A 16,812-nucleotide genomic window follows, 5' to 3' on the forward strand; every position below is an offset into this window, starting at 1 on the left:
GTCTACCACCAGGATGCGGGGTCGCCGCCGGGCGTACGGGGTCCGTGACCGTAGCCCGGGGGCGACCCCGGCATCGCGCCGGGGAAGCGGACGTGCCGGACGAGTCCGAAGTCACTGTCCATTTCGGACAGGTACGGTTCGGCGAAACCGGGTTCCTCGGCGGAGTCCACTCGACCGAGTTCGTCGAGCCACAACGCGGTACGGGCCAGGGAAACGCGGACGTGCCAGGTGCCGCCTTCGACCGACCTTCTCCGCAGGGCGTCGATTACCCCGTAGGCCGCGAGCCAGCCGGTCCCGTGGTCAAGCGCTTGCGCAGGCAGGGAGACCAGCTTCCCGTCGGATTCCCTGGCGATGCCTGTGGCGAGTTGGACGAGGCTGTCGAATCCGCGTCGATCCCGCCACGGTCCACTGTGGCCGTACGCGGACAGGCTGACCAGGACCACGCCCGGAGGCAGGTCTTGCGGGCCGAATCCCTTGGTGGCGAAGGTGTCCGGGCGGAACGACTGCACCATGACGTCGGCGTCGGCGAGGAGTTCCCGCAGGGTCACTCGATTCTCGTCGGCGCGAAGGTCGAGGTGGCAGGTGCGTTTGCCGAAGCCGGTGTCGATCACCAAGGGGCGCACGGTCGGCAGGTGCGCGGCGCCGACATGCAGGACGTCGGCGCCATGGGCGGCGAGGGTGCGGCCGCAGACGGGGCCGGCGATGACATGGGTGAGGTCGAGGACGCGGACACCGACGAGGGGCCGGTCAGCGGGTGGAAGCGGCCGGGCAGGCGCGTCGGCGATCCGCTCGACCGAGACCAACGGCTCAGCGGCGACAGCTCTGCCTTGCGGGTGCTCCCGCCACTCGTCGCGCCCGCGCAGCATCGCGGCCGCCCCACCCGCGGCGAGCACCGCCTCCGCCACGTCGTGGGCCCGCCTGCGCGCCACCTCGGCCGCCACGTCGTCACCGAGGACCGCGCGAACGGCGGCTTCGTGGTGCGGGTAGTTGCAGTGCAGCTTCACCCAGCCGTCGGCGGCACGGTAATCGCCGGACAGTGGAGCCCACGTGTCTCCGGGCGAGCGGCCGTCGACGAGCACCTGCCGCTCACTGCGGAATGCGGCGGCCGCATGCCTGACGTCAACCGATACGGGACCGGGATCGGTTCCCCGCTCCCGCAGCAACTCGGCCGCTGCCTGCGTCACCCCCTCGACACAGCGGGCGGCGGCATGGGCGACCCGGAACGGCCCGGGCAGGATGCGCTCGGTCATGACCCTCCCGCTTCACGACAAGCCATGCGGAAACCGCCCACTCGACAAACGGGCCCACGTCATGCCTGGCGGCCGACTGGTCTGGCCGACGGTCAGGGGAGGTTCGCGACGAGTTCGGCCGGGGGCACGCGGGTGCCGGTGTAGAACGGGATCTCCTCGCGCACGTGGAGGCGCGCCTCGGTGCCGCGCAGGTGGCGCATGAGGTCGACGATGCGGTGCAGTTCGTCGGCCTCGAAGGCGAGCATCCACTCGTAGTCGCCGAGGGCGAACGACGAGACGGTGTTGGCACGCACGTCCGGGTAGTCGCGGGCTTCCTTGCCGTGGTCGGCAAGCATCTTGCGGCGGTCTTCCTCGGGCAGCAGGTACCACTCGTAGGAGCGGACGAACGGGTACACGCAGATGTACTTGCGTGCTTCCTCGCCTGCGAGGAACGCGGGGATGTGGCTGCGGTTGAACTCCGCGGGCCGGTGCAGGGCGACCTGGCTCCACACCGGGGTGGACGCCTTGCCGAGGGCGGTGCGGCGGAAACCGGAGTAGGCGGCCTGCACCTGCTCGATCTCTTCGGCGTGCCACCAGATCATGTAGTCGGCGTCGGCCCGCAACCCGGCGACGTCATAGACACCGCGCACGACGACGCCTTTGCTTTCCAGGCCGTCGAGGTAGTCCGTCACCTCCGAGCCCGCGAGTCCGCGGTCGTCGGGCAGGCGACCGGGTTCGATGCGGAACACCGACCACATGGTGTAGCGGATGGTGTCGTTGAGCTCGGCGTAGTTCAGGCGGGCCATGGGTTCATCGTCTCATTCGAGGGTGAGCGTGTGCAGGTGGGCAGCGACACGTCGGGCCGCGGCCTCCCCGGTCCCGATGCACGCCGGGATCCCGACACCGTGCAGCGCGGCTCCGGCCACGGCCAGGCCGGGGTGGGCGGCGACCGCTTCCTCGATGCGGGCCACGAGAGCGGTGTGGCCCACCCCGTACTGCGGGAGGCCACCACCCCAGCGGGTGACCACGGAGTCGATCGGCGGGGCGGTGACGCCGGTGAGGTCGAACAGGTCGGCGCGGACCAGCCGGACCAACTCCTCGTCATCGGCACGCAGCGCACCCGGGTCACCGAAGCGGCCCACGGAGCCGCGGACGACGACGGCGTCGAGGTGGGACCACTTGGTGGCGGAGTAGGTGAACGCCTTGACGGCGAACGGAGCCCCATCGGACCGCCGCTCGCCCGCGCCGACCAGGATGCCGGACGTGCCCGGCAGGTCGGTGCCGACAGGAAGGGCCAACGCGACCACCCCGACCGACGCCACCTCGATCCGCGAGTACCCCACCGACGCGACCGGCACCACCCGTTCCAACAGCTTGCGCGCGGCGGGCGGGGGCACGGCGACCACGACCGCGTCCACATCCAGCACCGACTCCCGCGGCTCATGCCCGGGCGCGGCGGCGCCGAGGACCAGCCGCCACCCGTGCGGGTGTTTGGTCAGTTCACGGACCGGCACCCCGAGCCGAACGTCGACATCGCGCGCCAGCCGGTCGACCAGGGTGCCCAGGCCGGTGGCCAAGGTGCCGAAGACCGGAGCACCGCTTCCCGCCGAGAGCACCGCTCCCGATTCGCCGGCACCGCCGCTCACCGAACCAGGACGCTGCTCCAAACCGAGAGCACCGCTCACCGAACCAGAGCGCCGCTCCAAACCGAGAGCACCGCTCTCCGACGAGAGCACCGCTCCGGCACCATGCCGGCCGCTCTCCAAGCCGGACGCCCGCTCCGAACCGAGAGCACTGCTCTCTGGCGAGAGCACCCGTCCCGAGACCGGAGCACTGCTCGCCGGGGTGAGCACTGTTCTGGCGGCCGCCGTCAGTGAGGTGGCACCCGCGTCGAGGGCGGCGGCGATCTGGGGCATCGTCGCCCGCAGGCCGAGGTTGTCGATGCTGCCCGCGTACACGCCACCCAGCAGCGGGTCGATGAGCCGGTCCGGCAGTTCGTCCCCATACCGGGAGCGCAGCAGCGCGCCCAGGCCGATGTCCGAGCCCTCCAGTCGGATCGGAGCCAGCGTCCGCTCCGCGGCCACGCGGTCGCGGCCCTCATCCGACAGCACCCCAGCCACCGCGGCCGGGTCGGCGGGGATACCCAGCATCGTCCCGCCCGGGATCATGCGGGTCACCCCGCCCGCCCGCACCGTCGAGCGGGCACCGCTGGGGTGGGTGACTTCCAGCCCCAGTTCCTTGATCAGCGCGGTCGCTTCGGGACGCCGGGCCAGGTAGGCCTCAGCGCCCACGTCGTAGCGGATGCCGGCGAAGTCGATCGTGCGCAGCTTGCCGCCGAGGCGGTCGGACTGTTCGATGACCGTGATCACCGCGTCCGGTCCCAGCAGGACCCGCAGCCGGTGCGCGGCGGTCAGGCCGGCGATGCCGCCGCCGATCACCGCCACCCGCACGGCGCTCACCGGGTGGTGCCGTGCACCAGGTCGACAACCTTGGTCAGCACATCCGGGTTCGTCTCCGGCAGCACCCCGTGCCCCAGGTTGAACACATGCCCCTGCGCCGCGCGGCCTTCCGAGATGATCCGGGCGACCTCACGCCGGACGACCTCGTCGCCCGCGAACAGCGCGGCGGGATCGAGGTTGCCCTGCACGACCGGGCCGGACTCGAAACCCGGCACGGCGAGCCGCGAGACCGCGGTGTCCAGCGGCGTGCGCCAGTCGACGCCGACCACGTCGGCGCCCGCCTCGCGCATGGCGCCGAGGAGGTGGCCAGTGCCCACACCGAAGTGGATGCGGGGCACGCCCGCGTCGGCGAGGCCCGCCAGCACCTTCGTCGAGTGCGGCAGGACGAACTCCCGATAGTCCTTCAGCGACAGCGCGCCCGCCCACGAGTCGAACAGCTGGACCGCGTCGACCCCGGCGGCGAGTTGCGCGCGCAGGAACGTCAGCGCGATGTCGGCGAGCCGGTCGAGCAGCGCGTGCCACGTCGTCGGGTCGGCGTACATCAGGGCCTTGGTGCGCTCGTGGTTGCGGCTCGGGCCGCCCTCCACCAGGTACGACGCCAGGGTGAACGGCGCCCCGGCGAACCCGATCAGCGCGGTGTCGCCCAGCGCGGACGTCAGCAGCCGCACGGCCTGGGCGACCGGCTCGACCTGCGACGCGTCGAGCGTCGGCAGTGCGGCAACGGCCTCGGCGGAGCGGATGGGCGAGGCCACGACCGGGCCGGTGCCCGCGACGATGTCCAGGTCGACCCCGGCGGCCACCAGGGGCACCACGATGTCGCTGAACAGGATCGCCGCGTCGACGCCGTGCCTGCGCACGGGCTGCATGGTGATCTCGCAGACCAGGTCCGGGTCGAAGCAGGCGGCCAGCATCTTGGTGCCCGCCCGCAGCGCGCGGTACTCGGGCAGCGAGCGGCCCGCCTGGCGCATGAACCAGACCGGGACCCGTGCGGGCTTCCCACCTCGGGCGGCCACCAGGAACGGCGACTCGGGCAGGCTTCGACGGGCGGACTTCGCCGGGGACTTCACGGCGGTGTTGATGTCAGTCATCGCCTTGCCATGGTCCCACGACGCGGACTCGCGGCTGTCGAGCGGGAGCCGAATCGGCCAATGTCACACTCACGGTGGCGCAATCAGGCGTCAAATACTCGGCGCGCCGTTCCAACTCACTGACTCGGGTGGTCTTACAGTTACCAGTCGTGACCGGAACGTCGACAGCGCCTGAACTCTTCAGGCAGGCCGTCGAGGCGCTGAAGTCGCTGCGACCTCGACCGGAGCTGCAGCTCGCCGAGGTCCGCCCGCCGCAACGGCTGGCGCCCTGGGCGTTCGCGATCAGCGCCGAGGCGGTGGGCCCCGCGGAAGTCCAGGCGACCGGCCGACTGATCCTCCTGCACGACCCGGAGGGCCAGGAGGCGTGGGAGGGCGTGCTGCGCGTGGTCGCCTACGTCCGCGCCGAGCTCGACGCCGAACTGGCCGACGACCCGCTGCTGCCGAGCGTGGGCTGGTCCTGGCTGACCGACGCGCTGGCCGCGTCGGGCGCGGACTTCACCGCGCTGGGCGGCACCGTCACCGACACGTCCTCGGCCCGCTTCGGCGACATCGCGGGCCCGGCCCGGGTAGATGACCTCGAACTGCGCGCGTCGTGGACCCCACGCACGGCCGCTTTGCGCGCGCACGGCGAGGCGTTCTGCGATCTGATGGCCAGCGTGGTCGGTCTGCCGCCGGTCGGGGTCGCGCTGTTCGGTCAACGCCGGGGCGAGTGACCGCACGATGCCCTAGGGTCACCGACCATGCGAATCGCTTGCTCGGCCGTCATGGCCTTGTCCTTCATCGGCGCCGTCATCTGCATGTTCCTCGCCATGGACGCGCTCAACTCGAGCAACCAGAACGAAATCTGGGTAGCGGTGGTCAGCGGCTTCACCTTCGGCGTGCTGAGCATCGGCGCGGGGATCTGCGCCACCGCGTTCCGCACCAGCGGCCCCGCCCAGCCCAAGCCCGCACCCCAGTACCCGCCGTTCGGCGCACCCCAGGCAGGCCCGCACACCGGCCAGCAGCCCGCCGTCCAGCAGCACGGTCAGCAGTGGCCCGGCCAATCCTGACTTTGCCGAAATGACAGCGGGCCGGTGCACCAGCACCGGCCCGCCGTCGTTGAAGCGCTACTACTTCTTACGTGCCTTGGCCTCGAGCGCCGAGCGGGTGCAGACGTCGCCGACGTCCACGGTCTGGCCGCGGTCGGCGTAGACCTCCGCCAGGCCCACGAGCCTGCCGCGCTGGTCGCTGCACGTCAGGGTGTAGGGCTCCTTCGGGCCGTACGTGGTCGGCAGCGGCGAGAAGAAGTTGACGTTCATGTTCGACCAGTCGTCCGGCGTTCCCGGGTCGCCCTGCTCGTAGTTGACCATCACCGCGGTGTAGTCGCCCGCGGGCGGGTCGAAGAGCACCGCCTTCTCACTGCGGGTGCCACCACTGGCCGACGAGCTGACGATGTTGCCCGCCGAGTCGAAGATGTAGAGGTCCCAGTCGGTGGCTGCGCTGCCCCACTCGACGGTGACCTCCATCTTCCCGTTGTCCACCGCGGGCATGCCGTCGATGTGGAACGGCATGCTCTCGGCGGTCATGTCGGTCGGGAAGTTGGTGTTCTCCGCGGGGATGCCCGCGGGGTTCGCCAGCGCGATCGGGGCCTGGGCGGGCCCCTGCGGGTCGCGGCCGTAGCGGCCCGCGACGTACGGCCTGGTCGACGGGTTGACCGCCCAGCTGAACCGGCCGCCCGTGCTGAGCAGGTCGGACTTGATCACGTCGGCGACCTGGATGGGCTCCTTGACCGAACCGTCCGGCTGCACGACCGGCGAGGTCGGCGTCTGGAACGCCTTGCGCACCTGCAGCTGGTAGCCCTTCGGCGCCGTACCGGTCAGCGTCGCGTGGGTGGTCGAGTCGGCGGCGTTGGCCAGCATGTCGATGAACGCCTGGCGGTTGCCGCCCTTGCCCGCGCCCGCGGCCGGTGCCAGGCCCGCGTACTCGGCGACGACGCCGTCGGCGAACGGCCCGTGGAACTCGTTGGGGCCGACCTCGAAGGTGAAGCCCCAGCCGCCGGTCGCGAAGTACGACCAGTCCTCGGTGGAGCCGGTGGTGTCATACAGCGCCCACGACGGCTGGCTGGTGTAGCCGTTGCGCGAGGCCATCTTGTCGCCGAGCGCCTTGTACGCGGGCTCGTCGAGCGGCGGCCGCACGTCGGCCACGCCGGGCACCCGCAGCACCAGGTTGGAGTAGGTGTGCAGGGTGATCAGGTTGGTCACCTGGCGGTTGGAGACGATCGAGCGGATGTTGCGGGTCTCCGGCTCCGAGAACGGGCCCGAGCCGCGGAAGGTGTCGCTGCTCCACGCCGTCGACGCGCCCGCGCCGCCCCAGAAGCCCGCGTAGTTGCGGTTGGGGTCGGTGCCGCGCAGGCGGCCCGCCGGGTTCGCCTTGCAGACACCGGTGCGGTACGCCTCCGGGGAGTCGTTGACGTTGCAGTTCTTGCGCTTCATCTCGTAGTCGAAGCGGCTGAAGTCGCCCTTGGGCTCGGCCTCACGGGAGATGTTGAAGCCGTCGGGGTTGACGATCGGCACCACGATGTTGCGGGTCTTGCCGACCAGGGTGCGCAGCTCACCGCCCGCCTTGTAGCCCTTGACCAGCTCGATCGCCCACTCCATGGCGTGCTCGCCCGCGGGCCACTCACGCGCGTGGTGGATGCCCATCGTGAAGTTGACGGCCTTGCCGTCGCGGATGTTCTCCACGTTCGAGGCGATCTCGACGCCGACGACGTCGCGGCCCTCCCAGGTGGGCTCGGGCAGCGTGAAGGCCTTGACCAGCCCCGGGTTCTTGCGGGCCAGCTCCTTCAGGTCGAAGTCGTACTCGTAGTGGCGCCGGTAGGACGTGCGCCCGGAGGGCAGCACCGAGCCCGCGGTCTTGGCCGCGTACTCCTTGTCGGTCTTGGCGTTGGCGATCGAGCGCGCGGTCAGGTCGCCCTGCACGACGGTCGACTTCATGCCGCTGGAGCGCAGGGTCTCGCGGTCGGCGTCGTTGGCGAGGACGACCTCGACGCTGGTGGCGTCGGCCTTCTCGGTGACGTCGAGGCCGAGCGCGAAGAGCCGGTCCTTCTGCTGCTTGTTCGGGGTCTCGACGCGCACGATCTCGGCGCGCTGGACGGCCTGGGTGGCGCCGCCCTGCGCGTTGAGCGCGAGGAAGTCGACGCCGAGGGCGACGTGGCGCGAGGAGCCCGCGTAGCGGCAGGCCTGCACGATCAGCTCCTGGCCCTTGGCCACGAAGCTCTCAGCCAGCTCGGCGCTGCGCAGCGCCGACGAAGCGGACACGACCGCGCCGGTCGCCTTGTCGAACACGGCGACATCCCAGTCGCCGCTGCCGTTGCCGTGCGGCTTGAGCCGCGCCTGGACGAGGCCGTCGACCGTCGAGGTCACCTCACGTCGGTCCGCGCCCTTGGTGCCCGAGGGCAAGGGCTTCTCGAAGCAGGACCGCGCGACGGCGAAGTCGCTGCGCAGGACGTTGTCCTCCGCGCTCGCCGTCGTCGAGGTCAGACCGATGACCACCGCCCCGCTGAGTCCTACCGCGGCGGCCACCCGCCACGTCGGTACACGTCTGGCTGAAGAGCTCACGCCCGTCTCCTCCCAAGATCCGCCGCCACCCGCAAACGTGGCGGCAGCGTGACGCTAACCACGTCATCAACAGAATTGACGGTTTACCAGTTGCCAGATCAACTTGAGTGGACGTCTGGTGGAGTCGGTGCGTCCAGAGGGCCCACGACGGGCCCCATACCGCCACGAAGACGAAGAAGTTTTTACCTTTTGCCAGTTATTCGCGTCCGGCCGCCACCCGTTCGGCCCAACGCAAGGCGCGCAGGACGTTACGCCCAGCAACCTTCGCGCAGTCGTCCTCACTCCACCCGGCGTCCAGCAAAGCGGCGAACAGGGCCGGATATGTACCGACGTTCTCGAGACCCGCGGGGAAGACCGGGCAGCCGTCGTAGTCGCCGCCGACACCGATGTGATCGACGCCGACTACGTCCCTCGCGTGCTCGAAATGGGCCACGACCTCGGCCAATGTGGCCTGCGGCTGGTCGTGGCGGCCGTCCCAGGTCTCGCAGAACCGCTCCCGGGCGGCCAGGTCGGCGTGCTTCTCCCCCGCCTGCTCCATGGCCGCGGCGAGCCGGTCGTCCCACTCGGCGATGGCCGGGGAAATGAACCGCGGAACGAAGGTCACCATCAGCACGCCGCCGTTGTCGGGGAGACGTTTCAGCACGTCATCGGGCACATTCCGGGGGTGGTCGGTGATCGTGCGACAGGACGAGTGGCTGAAGATGACCGGTGCCGTGCTCACGTCGAGGGCGTCGCGCATCGTCGTCGCGGCGACGTGGGAGAGGTCGACGAGCATGCCGAGCCGGTTCATCTCGGCGACGACCTCGCGACCGAAGTCCGATAGGCCCCCGACCTGCGGTTCGTCGGTCGCGGAGTCCGCCCAAGGGGTGTTGTCGTTGTGCGTCAGGGTCATATAGCGGACCCCTAGCCGGTGCAACGCGCGCAGGACACCGAGGGATTCCGCGATGCAATGGCCGCCCTCGGCGCCCAGCAGCGAGGCGATCCGACCGTCCGCGAAGGCGGATTCGGCCTGGTCAGCGGTGTAGGCGAGGCGCAGATCGTCGGGGTAGCGGGCGGCCAGGCCGTGCACGATCTCGATCTGTTCGAGGACGGCGGTGACGGCGGAGTGGCCGGTCAGCTGACAGGGGACGTAGACCGACCAGAACTGCGCGCCGACGCCCCCGCGACGCAGTTTGACCAGGTCAGTGTGCAGATCGTGCTGCTCTGTGGAGAGGTCGGTGCCCGCTACCGCGGCACGGGGGTCGGGCCCCCATTTCTCCCGGAGCGCCCACGGGAGATCATTGTGTCCATCGACCAACGGCGTACTGGCGAGAAGCCGCCGAGCGCGGTCGGATCCAGGGTTGTTCACTACCCCTGACCTCATTCCATCGTGTGACCGTGTACATCCGTTACGTCACCATTCAGTGAGTCACCCAATCGTGCGACATTCACGTCCCTCAGTCACAACCCGATCGGATACTTACCCGATTGATCGTCCCGCTAACCCGCTTGGGCGGCTAGGCTGCCTTCGTCGACACCACTTTCGGTCCAACGGCGGCGCGGCTGTTTGGTCGAAAGTCCCAGTGCCGGTCGGGGGGCAACGACCGACTCCAGGGAGGTAGTGACGTGGCTGCCGTCGGCTTAGGTCAGGCCGTTCGAACCACGCCAGCCGGCTCATTGCCGGCGAACATGGTCCCGCACCCGCGGGAAGAGTTGTTCTCAGTGCTGGTGGTTGACGACCACCCACTGTTGAGGGAGGCGATAGCCGCCCGGCTCACGCAGATGGGCGCGGGCACAGTGCACGAGGCCGCCACGGTGGCCGAGGCAAGAGCGCGAGCACAGGCCACTGGTCCGTGCGATCTCGCGATTCTGGACCTCGGGTTGCCTGACGGTAGCGGGATCGAGCTCGTCACGGAGCTCCGCAGCCACGGTTGGCCGCGGATCGTCGTGCTGGCTTCTTCCGACGACCCGTACGCGGTGCGGTCGGCCTTCCAAGCAGGCGCTCAGGCGTACCTGCTGAAGTCCGCTTCGCCGGTCGTGGTGACCGACGGGGTTCGACGGGTGCTCGAAGGCGGCGTCTACGCCGACCCGAGTGTCGCGCCGGTCCTCGCCACGGGAACCAGGGTCCCGGGCACCGACAACACCCCGCGTGAGCTTTCGGCTCGCGAGGTGGAGGTGCTCCAGCTCGTCGCTGACGGGCAGTCCAACAAGGAGATCGGCGAGGCGCTGAACCTTTCGGCGCTCACGGTGAAGTCTCACCTCTCGCGGATCGGCCGGAAGTTGGGCACGGGCGACCGCGCCCAGATGGTGGCTCTCGCCATGCGAGCGGGCGTCATCCGCTAGACAACAGCGGTCGTGTGGCTGGGCTGGGCATGGCCCAGCCACACGACTGCTGCTGATCTGGCGCGATCTTGCTCCGTCGTGCCGTAGGGTCATTCGCCGTGACTACCCCCGGACCAGGACCCAGCTCAGGCTCGGCAGCCATCGACCCCGCTGCTCCGGCTCCGGTGCTGCTCACCGAACCCCGAGAAGGCACCCCCGACGTCGTGGCCGACGCCGACGCCCTGCGTCGCGCGGCCGAGCGCATAGCCGCCGGATCCGGCCCCATCGCCGTCGACACCGAGCGAGCGTCGGGCTACCGGTACTCCCAGCGCGCCTATCTCGTACAGATCCGCCGTGAGGGCTCCGGCACGTGGCTGGTCGACCCGGTCGCGATCAACGACGAGATCGACCCCCTGATCGACGCGCTCGACGCGGACGAGTGGGTGCTGCACGCCGCGTCCCAGGACCTGCCGTGCCTGGCGGAGCTCGGCCTGCGGCCGCGCAAGCTGTTCGACACCGAGCTGGCGGGAAGGCTCGCCGGGTTCGACCGGGTCGCCCTGGGCACCCTGGTCGAGCTGCTGCTGGGCTACCACCTGGAGAAGGGCCACGGCGCCGCCGACTGGTCGCGCAGGCCGCTGCCGCTGGACTGGCTGAACTACGCGGCGCTCGACGTCGAGCTGCTCGTGCCGCTGCGCGACGCGCTCGAGGAGGAGCTGCGCAACCAGGGCAAGCTGGAGTGGGCCCTGGAGGAGTTCGAGGCGCTGCGCACCGCCGGGCCACCGGCGCCCCGCAAAGAGCCCTGGCGGCGCACGTCGGGCATCCACAGCGTCCGGACAGCCCGCGGCCTTGCGGGCATCCGCGCGCTGTGGGAGGCGCGGGACACGATGGCCCGCGACCGCGACATCGCGCCGGGCCGAGTCCTCCCCGACAGCGCGATCATCCAGGCCGCGTCGGTCAACCCGGCCGACGAGCAGGCCCTGCTGCAGCTGCCGGTGTTCAAGGGCCGCGCCCAGCGGCGGCTGGCGGGCACCTGGATGCGCGCGCTGCGGGCGGCGGCCGAACTGCCCAAGTCGGAACTGCCGGACCCGTCGCCGCCGAATGACGGACCGCCGCCCGCGAACCGGTGGGCGGACAAGTTCCCGGAGGCGGCGGCGAGGCTCTCGGCCGCCCGCACGGCGCTGACCGCGATCGCCGAGGCCAACCGGCTGCCGATGGAGAACCTGCTGCAGCCGGACCTGGTCAGGCGCACGTGCTGGCAGCCGCCGACGGAGACGGACCTGGACACGGTGTCGGAGACGCTGCGCGCCGGTGGGGCCCGCGAGTGGCAGATCGGCCTGACCGCGGACGCGCTCGCGGTCGCCCTGCGGGCCAAGCCCGCCACTGCGAGCGCCGACTGAAACTCAGCTGAGGACGACCTTGAACGCCGGGTGGTCGGGGGCGATGCGGCGCAGGTCGGCCTCCGGCGACTTGTCGTCGACACCGTCGAAGAACATGCCGACCTCGAACTTCCAGCGCTTGAGGTAGGCGCGCAGCAGGTCGGGCTTCTCGTCGTCGGCGAGTTCGGTCGCGGTGAAGGGCTGGACCCTGCGGCCGAGCCGCAGTTCGCCCTCACCCGCCGCACGCAGGTTGCGCACCCACTGGGTGTGGCCGCGGGGCGCGACGAGGTAGTGGGTGCCGTCGACGACGAGCAGGTTGACCGGGGTCGAGCGCATCTCCCCCGACTTCCGCCCACGCACCGAGAGCACCCGCGAACCCCAGACGTTGACGCCGCGCCGCACGAGGAACGCGACGATCCGGTTGAAGACGCTCTTGGTGAACACGCCCGGGCGCTGGTAGCGAGTCGACATGATCTTCCTCCCCTAAAGCGAGAGCACTGCTCTCGTTTGTGAGCACTGCTCTCTGTTGTGAGCAGTGAACACGAGAGCAGTGCTCACAGTCAAGAGCGCTGCTCACAATGGAGAGCAGTGCTCACAAACGAGAGCAGTGATACATTTACCGAATGAGCGCAGGTAGAACCGCACGCGAGCGGGCACGAGCCGAAGTGGCCCAGGAGATCAAGGACGAGGCCCGCAGGCAGCTCGTCACCGATGGGGCTCAAGGCCTCTCGTTGCGGGCGGTCGCGCGCAGCCTTGGCTTGGCCTCCTCCGCCCTGTACCGCTACTTCCCCAGCCGGGACGACCTGCTCACCGCCCTGATCATCGACGCGTACGACGCGATGGGAGCGGCTGCGGAACACGCTGACAGCGAACTCCGAAAGGGCCGCGGCAACGGCTCACGCGACGAGGCTGAGCCGCGTGATCGATGGCTTGCCGCGTGCCGGGCCGTGCGCGCCTGGGCCGTGACCCACCAGCACGAGTACGCGCTCATCTACGGCTCCCCCGTCCCCGGCTACCAGGCCCCGAAGGACACCGTCGCCCCCGCCGCCCGCGTCCCGCTCCTGCTCACCGCGATCGCGACAGCCGGGAAGATCGAGGACAGCGGCGTCGGCCATGGCCTGCGCAGCCAGCTCAGCTCGGTCATCGCCATGAACTCGATCGACTTGCCGCCCGGCGCGCTGGCGCGGGTAATGGTGGCGTGGACACAGCTGTTCGGCGTGATCAGCTTCGAGTTGTTCGGCCAGCTCGTCGGCTCGGCGGACCCGGCGGACGACTTCTTCGACTTCTCGGCCTCCGCGATGGCGGACTTCGTCGGTCTGTGACCCACTCCATAGCCGCGTCAACATGTTACTCACTGGTAACCAGGGCTAGAGTAGCCCTTGTTACCAGTCGGTAGCCCATATTCGACTAAGGAGCACCCCCGTGGCCGCACCCGCTGCATCCGCAGCCGCGCGCGCCGTTCGGAACGTGGTCTTCGTCGACGGTGTACGCACGCCGTTCGGCAAGGCCGGCCCGAAGGGCATCTACGCGGAGACCCGCGCCGACGATCTCGTCGTGAAGGTCATCCGTGAACTGCTGCGCAGGCACCCAGAACTGCCCCCGGAGCGGGTGGACGAGGTCGCGATCGCGGCGACCACGCAGATCGGCGACCAGGGCCTGACCATCGGCCGCACCGCCGCGCTGCTCGCGGGCCTGCCCAAGTCGGTTCCGGGCTACGCCATCGACCGCATGTGCGCGGGCGCGATGACCGCCGTGACGACCAGCGCCAGCGGCATCGCCTTCGGCGCCTACGACGTGGTGATCGCCGGCGGTGTCGAGCACATGGGCCGTCACCCGATGGGCGAGGGCGTCGACCCGAACCCGCGCATCGTCGCCGACAAGATCGTCGACCCGACCGCGCTGGTCATGGGCCAGACCGCGGAGAACGTGCACGACCGCTACCCGGCGATCACCAAGCAGCGCTGCGACGAGTTCGCCGCGCGCAGCCAGGAGAAGTACGCCGACGCGGTCAAGGCGGGCAAGATCGGCCCCGAGCTGGTCCCCGTCTCCACCCGCTCCGCCACCCTGGGCTGGGGCCTGGCCACCGAGGACGAGCCGCCGCGCCCGGGCACCACGCTCGAGCAGCTCGCCGCCCTCAAGACGCCGTTCCGTCCGCACGGCCGCGTCACCGCGGGCAACGCGGCGGGCCTCAACGACGGCGCCACCGGCTGCATCCTCGCCGAGGAGGAGACCGCCAAGGAACTGGGTCTTCCGGTCGGCATGCGCCTGGTCGGCTACTCGTTCGTCGGCGTCGAGCCCGAGGTCATGGGCGTCGGACCCGTTCCGGCCACGGAGAAGGCGCTCAAGCGCGCCGGTCTGTCCATTGAGGACATCGGCCTGTTCGAGCTCAACGAGGCGTTCGCGGTGCAGGTGCTCGCGTTCCTCGACCACTTCGGCATCGACCAGGACGACCCGCGGGTCAACAAGTGGGGCGGCGCCATCGCGTGCGGCCACCCGCTCGCGTCCTCCGGCGTCCGGCTGATGACCCAGCTCTCGCGCCAGTTCGCCGAGCACCCCGAGGTCCGCTACGGCATCAACTCGATGTGCATCGGTATCGGCATGGGCGGCACCGTGATCTGGGAGAACCCGCACTGGAACGGTGGTGGCAACTGATGCTGACCCAGGAACAGGCTGTCGCAGCCTTCCCCGATGAGGTCGTCACCCACGCGGTGACCCGGCTGATCAAGGTCCCCGGCCTCGACAAGCCGGTCGCGTTCATCACCATCGACAACGGCCACGACCACACCCGGCCCTCGACCTTCGGGCCGCAGAGCCTGGTGTCGCTCAACGCCGCGTTCGACGTCGCCGTCGCCGCCGAGCCCGCCGCGATCGCGGTCACCGGCAAGCCGTTCATCTTCGCCGTGGGCGCGGACCTGTCCGGTGTGGAGCAGATCGCCGAGCGCCAGCGCGCGCTCGACATCGCCCAGACCGGCCACGACGTGTTCCGCCGGTTCACCGAGTCCGACATCCCGACCTTCGCCTTCGTCAACGGCGCGGTCATGGGTGGCGGCCTGGAGCTGGCGCTGTCGTGCCACTACCGGACCCTGTCCTCGGGGGCGGCGGCCATCGCGCTGCCCGAGGTCTTCCTCGGCCTGTTCCCGGGCTGGGGCGGCACGCAGCTGCTGCCGAACCTGATCGGCCCGGACGCGGCCGTGACGGTGATCTTCGAGAACGCGCTGTCGCAGAACCGCATGCTCAAGCCGAAGCAGGCGCTCGAACTGGGCATCACCGACGCCCTGCTCGACTCGGCGGACTTCCTCGAGCAGTCGCTGCTGTGGCTGTCGAAGGTCGTCAACGGCGAGATCACCCCGACCCGCCGCGAGATCGACCGCGGCGCCGAGTGGGACGCCGCCGTGGAGCGCGCGAAGACGATCGTCCACGGCAAGACCAAGGGCGCGTCCCCGGGCGCGAACAAGGCGATCGAGCTGCTGGAGCTGGCCCGCGAGAACGACCTCGACCGCGGCTACGCGGCCGAGACCGAGGCGCTGGCCGACGTGCTCATGACGGACACGCTGCGCGCGGGTCTGTACTCGTTCAACCTGGTGCAGAAGCGGGCCAAGAAGCCCGCGGGCGCCCCGGACAAGTCGCTCGCGCGTGCGGTCACCAAGGTCGGCATCGTCGGCGCGGGCCTGATGGCCAGCCAGATGGCGCTGCTGTTCGCCCGTCAGCTCAAGGTGCCGGTCGTGCTGACCGACATCGACCAGGCGCGGGTCGACAAGGGCGTGGGCTACGTCCACACCGAGATCGACAAGCTGGCCGCCAAGGGCCGGGTCTCCCCGGACGGCGCGAACCGCCTCAAGGCGCTCGTGTCCGGCTCGTTGGACAAGGCCGCGTTCTCCGACGCCGACTTCGTCATCGAGGCCGTCTTCGAGGAACTGGGCGTCAAGCAGACGGTGTTCGCCGAGGTCGAGGAGCACGTCAGCGCGGAGTGCGTGCTGGCGACGAACACCTCGTCGCTGTCGATCACCGACATGGCGTCGAAGCTGAAGCACCCGGAGCGGGTCGTCGGCTTCCACTTCTTCAACCCGGTCGCGGTCATGCCGCTGCTGGAGATCGTCCGCGCCGACCGCACCGACGACGCCACGCTGGCGACGGCGTTCGCGGTGGGCAAGGCGCTGCGGAAGTCCTCGGTGCTGGTCAAGGACGCCCCGGCGTTCGTGGTCAACCGGCTGCTGACCCGCTTCATGGGCGAGGTGGTCCAGTCGATCGACGAGGGCACCCCGTTCGAGGTCGCGGACAACGCGCTGGAGCCGCTGGGCCTGCCGATGAGCCCGCTGGTGCTGCTGCAGCTCGTGGGCGCCCCGGTGGCGCTGCACGTGGCCGAGACGATGAACCGCGCGTTCCCGGACCGCTTCGGCGTCTCGGACAACATGAAGAAGTTCGTCGCGGCGGGCAAGAACGCGGTGTGGACCTGGGACGCCTCCGGCAAGCCCAGCGTCGACCCCGAGGTCCAGGCCCTGTGGGAGTTCGGCGACGCGCCGCTGACCACCGACCAGGTCCGCGCGCGGGCACTGGAGGGCTTGGCCGAGGAGATCCGCATCATGCTCGACGAGGGCGTGGTCGCGGAGGCGCAGGACATCGACCTGTGCATGATCCTCGGCGGCGGCTGGCCGTTCTGGCTGGGCGGCATCACGCCGTTCCTGGACCGTGAGGGCATCTCGGAGAAGGTGAACGGCAAGCCGTTCCTGGCCCCCGGCGTGGCCTCGGTCCCGACGGCCTGATCC

14 protein-coding genes are annotated in these 16,812 nt (G+C 70.2%); 7 read left to right on the top strand and 7 right to left on the bottom strand.

All coding sequences use genetic code 11. The features are described 5' to 3' along the window. Positions 1-2 precede the first annotated feature (2 nt). The 4 genes from C8E96_RS32205 to hemE form a co-directional block, all read right to left on the bottom strand. A complete protein-coding gene (locus C8E96_RS32205; RefSeq protein ID WP_091371261.1) occupies positions 3-1,250 on the bottom strand; it encodes a CoA transferase in 1,248 nt (415 codons plus the stop codon). Between the two features lie 92 nt (positions 1,251-1,342). After that, positions 1,343-2,035, bottom strand: coding sequence for a hydrogen peroxide-dependent heme synthase (gene hemQ / locus C8E96_RS32210; protein ID WP_091371260.1), 693 nt, complete (start codon positions 2,033-2,035; stop codon positions 1,343-1,345). Positions 2,036-2,047: 12 nt separating this feature from the next. Then, positions 2,048-3,688 carry a protoporphyrinogen oxidase gene (gene hemG, locus C8E96_RS32215; protein ID WP_091371258.1) on the bottom strand — a complete coding sequence of 547 codons (1,641 nt, stop codon included), beginning with the start codon at positions 3,686-3,688 and terminating at the stop codon, positions 2,048-2,050. Then, complete coding sequence (gene hemE, locus C8E96_RS32220; protein ID WP_091371256.1) at positions 3,685-4,776, bottom strand: uroporphyrinogen decarboxylase; 1,092 nt, start codon at positions 4,774-4,776, stop codon at positions 3,685-3,687. The genes hemG and hemE overlap by 4 nt, the downstream gene beginning before the upstream one ends. A 149-nt stretch (positions 4,777-4,925) precedes the next feature. Here hemE and C8E96_RS32225 point away from each other — a divergent pair, with 149 nt between their 5' ends. Both C8E96_RS32225 and C8E96_RS32230 read left to right on the top strand, forming a co-directional pair. Next, complete coding sequence (locus C8E96_RS32225) at positions 4,926-5,489, top strand: DUF3000 domain-containing protein (RefSeq protein ID WP_091371254.1); 564 nt, start codon at positions 4,926-4,928, stop codon at positions 5,487-5,489. A 27-nt stretch (positions 5,490-5,516) separates the two neighbouring features. Continuing rightward, positions 5,517-5,825: a hypothetical protein gene (locus tag C8E96_RS32230; RefSeq protein ID WP_091574969.1), complete on the top strand. Its 309-nt coding sequence runs from the start codon at positions 5,517-5,519 to the stop codon at positions 5,823-5,825. Between the two features lie 60 nt (positions 5,826-5,885). Here C8E96_RS32230 and C8E96_RS32235 read toward each other — a convergent pair whose 3' ends face one another. Both C8E96_RS32235 and C8E96_RS32240 read right to left on the bottom strand, forming a co-directional pair. Next, complete coding sequence (locus C8E96_RS32235) at positions 5,886-8,336, bottom strand: zinc carboxypeptidase (protein WP_166658289.1); 2,451 nt, start codon at positions 8,334-8,336, stop codon at positions 5,886-5,888. Positions 8,337-8,568: 232 nt separating this feature from the next. After that, positions 8,569-9,720: a dipeptidase gene (locus tag C8E96_RS32240; RefSeq protein WP_228772097.1), complete on the bottom strand. Its 1,152-nt coding sequence runs from the start codon at positions 9,718-9,720 to the stop codon at positions 8,569-8,571. Between the two features lie 257 nt (positions 9,721-9,977). Between C8E96_RS32240 and C8E96_RS32245 the strand changes: the two genes are divergently transcribed. Together C8E96_RS32245 and C8E96_RS32250 are read left to right on the top strand one after the other, a co-directional pair. After that, positions 9,978-10,694: a response regulator gene (locus C8E96_RS32245; protein WP_035282988.1), complete on the top strand. Its 717-nt coding sequence runs from the start codon at positions 9,978-9,980 to the stop codon at positions 10,692-10,694. 140 nt (positions 10,695-10,834) lie between these two features. After that, positions 10,835-12,070: a ribonuclease D gene (locus C8E96_RS32250; protein WP_091371466.1), complete on the top strand. Its 1,236-nt coding sequence runs from the start codon at positions 10,835-10,837 to the stop codon at positions 12,068-12,070. 3 nt (positions 12,071-12,073) lie between these two features. Here the strand turns inward: C8E96_RS32250 and C8E96_RS32255 are convergent, their stop codons facing one another. After that, positions 12,074-12,520: a nitroreductase family deazaflavin-dependent oxidoreductase gene (locus C8E96_RS32255; RefSeq protein WP_091371247.1), complete on the bottom strand. Its 447-nt coding sequence runs from the start codon at positions 12,518-12,520 to the stop codon at positions 12,074-12,076. A 152-nt stretch (positions 12,521-12,672) separates the two neighbouring features. Here C8E96_RS32255 and C8E96_RS32260 point away from each other — a divergent pair, with 152 nt between their 5' ends. The 3 genes from C8E96_RS32260 (at position 12,673) to C8E96_RS32270 (ending at position 16,809) form a co-directional block, all read left to right on the top strand. Next, positions 12,673-13,371 (top strand): TetR/AcrR family transcriptional regulator, encoded by a 699-nt coding sequence (locus tag C8E96_RS32260; RefSeq protein WP_091371245.1) that lies wholly within the window; start codon positions 12,673-12,675, stop codon positions 13,369-13,371. A gap of 100 nt (positions 13,372-13,471) precedes the next feature. After that, complete coding sequence (locus tag C8E96_RS32265) at positions 13,472-14,701, top strand: thiolase family protein (protein ID WP_091371244.1); 1,230 nt, start codon at positions 13,472-13,474, stop codon at positions 14,699-14,701. Next, on the top strand, positions 14,701-16,809 hold the full coding sequence (locus C8E96_RS32270) for a 3-hydroxyacyl-CoA dehydrogenase NAD-binding domain-containing protein (RefSeq protein ID WP_091371242.1): 2,109 nt from the start codon (positions 14,701-14,703) through the stop codon (positions 16,807-16,809). The genes C8E96_RS32265 and C8E96_RS32270 overlap by 1 nt, the downstream gene beginning before the upstream one ends. Positions 16,810-16,812: the final 3 nt, after the last annotated feature.

This window comes from Actinokineospora alba, from assembly GCF_004362515.1.
Classification (GTDB): Bacteria; Actinomycetota; Actinomycetes; order Mycobacteriales; family Pseudonocardiaceae; genus Actinokineospora; species Actinokineospora alba.

What these genes read in the sequence shown, in the direction of transcription:
- hemE (WP_091371256.1), bottom strand. Translation starts at nt 4,776, where the DNA reads ATGACTGACATCAACACCGCCGTGAAGTCCCCGGCGAAGTCCGCCCGT.
- C8E96_RS32255 (WP_091371247.1), bottom strand. Translation starts at nt 12,520, where the DNA reads ATGTCGACTCGCTACCAGCGCCCGGGCGTGTTCACCAAGAGCGTCTTC.
- C8E96_RS32260 (WP_091371245.1), top strand. Translation starts at nt 12,673, where the DNA reads ATGAGCGCAGGTAGAACCGCACGCGAGCGGGCACGAGCCGAAGTGGCC.
- C8E96_RS32230 (WP_091574969.1), top strand. Translation starts at nt 5,517, where the DNA reads ATGCGAATCGCTTGCTCGGCCGTCATGGCCTTGTCCTTCATCGGCGCC.
- hemQ (WP_091371260.1), bottom strand. Translation starts at nt 2,035, where the DNA reads ATGGCCCGCCTGAACTACGCCGAGCTCAACGACACCATCCGCTACACC.
- C8E96_RS32205 (WP_091371261.1), bottom strand. Translation starts at nt 1,250, where the DNA reads ATGACCGAGCGCATCCTGCCCGGGCCGTTCCGGGTCGCCCATGCCGCC.
- C8E96_RS32270 (WP_091371242.1), top strand. Translation starts at nt 14,701, where the DNA reads ATGCTGACCCAGGAACAGGCTGTCGCAGCCTTCCCCGATGAGGTCGTC.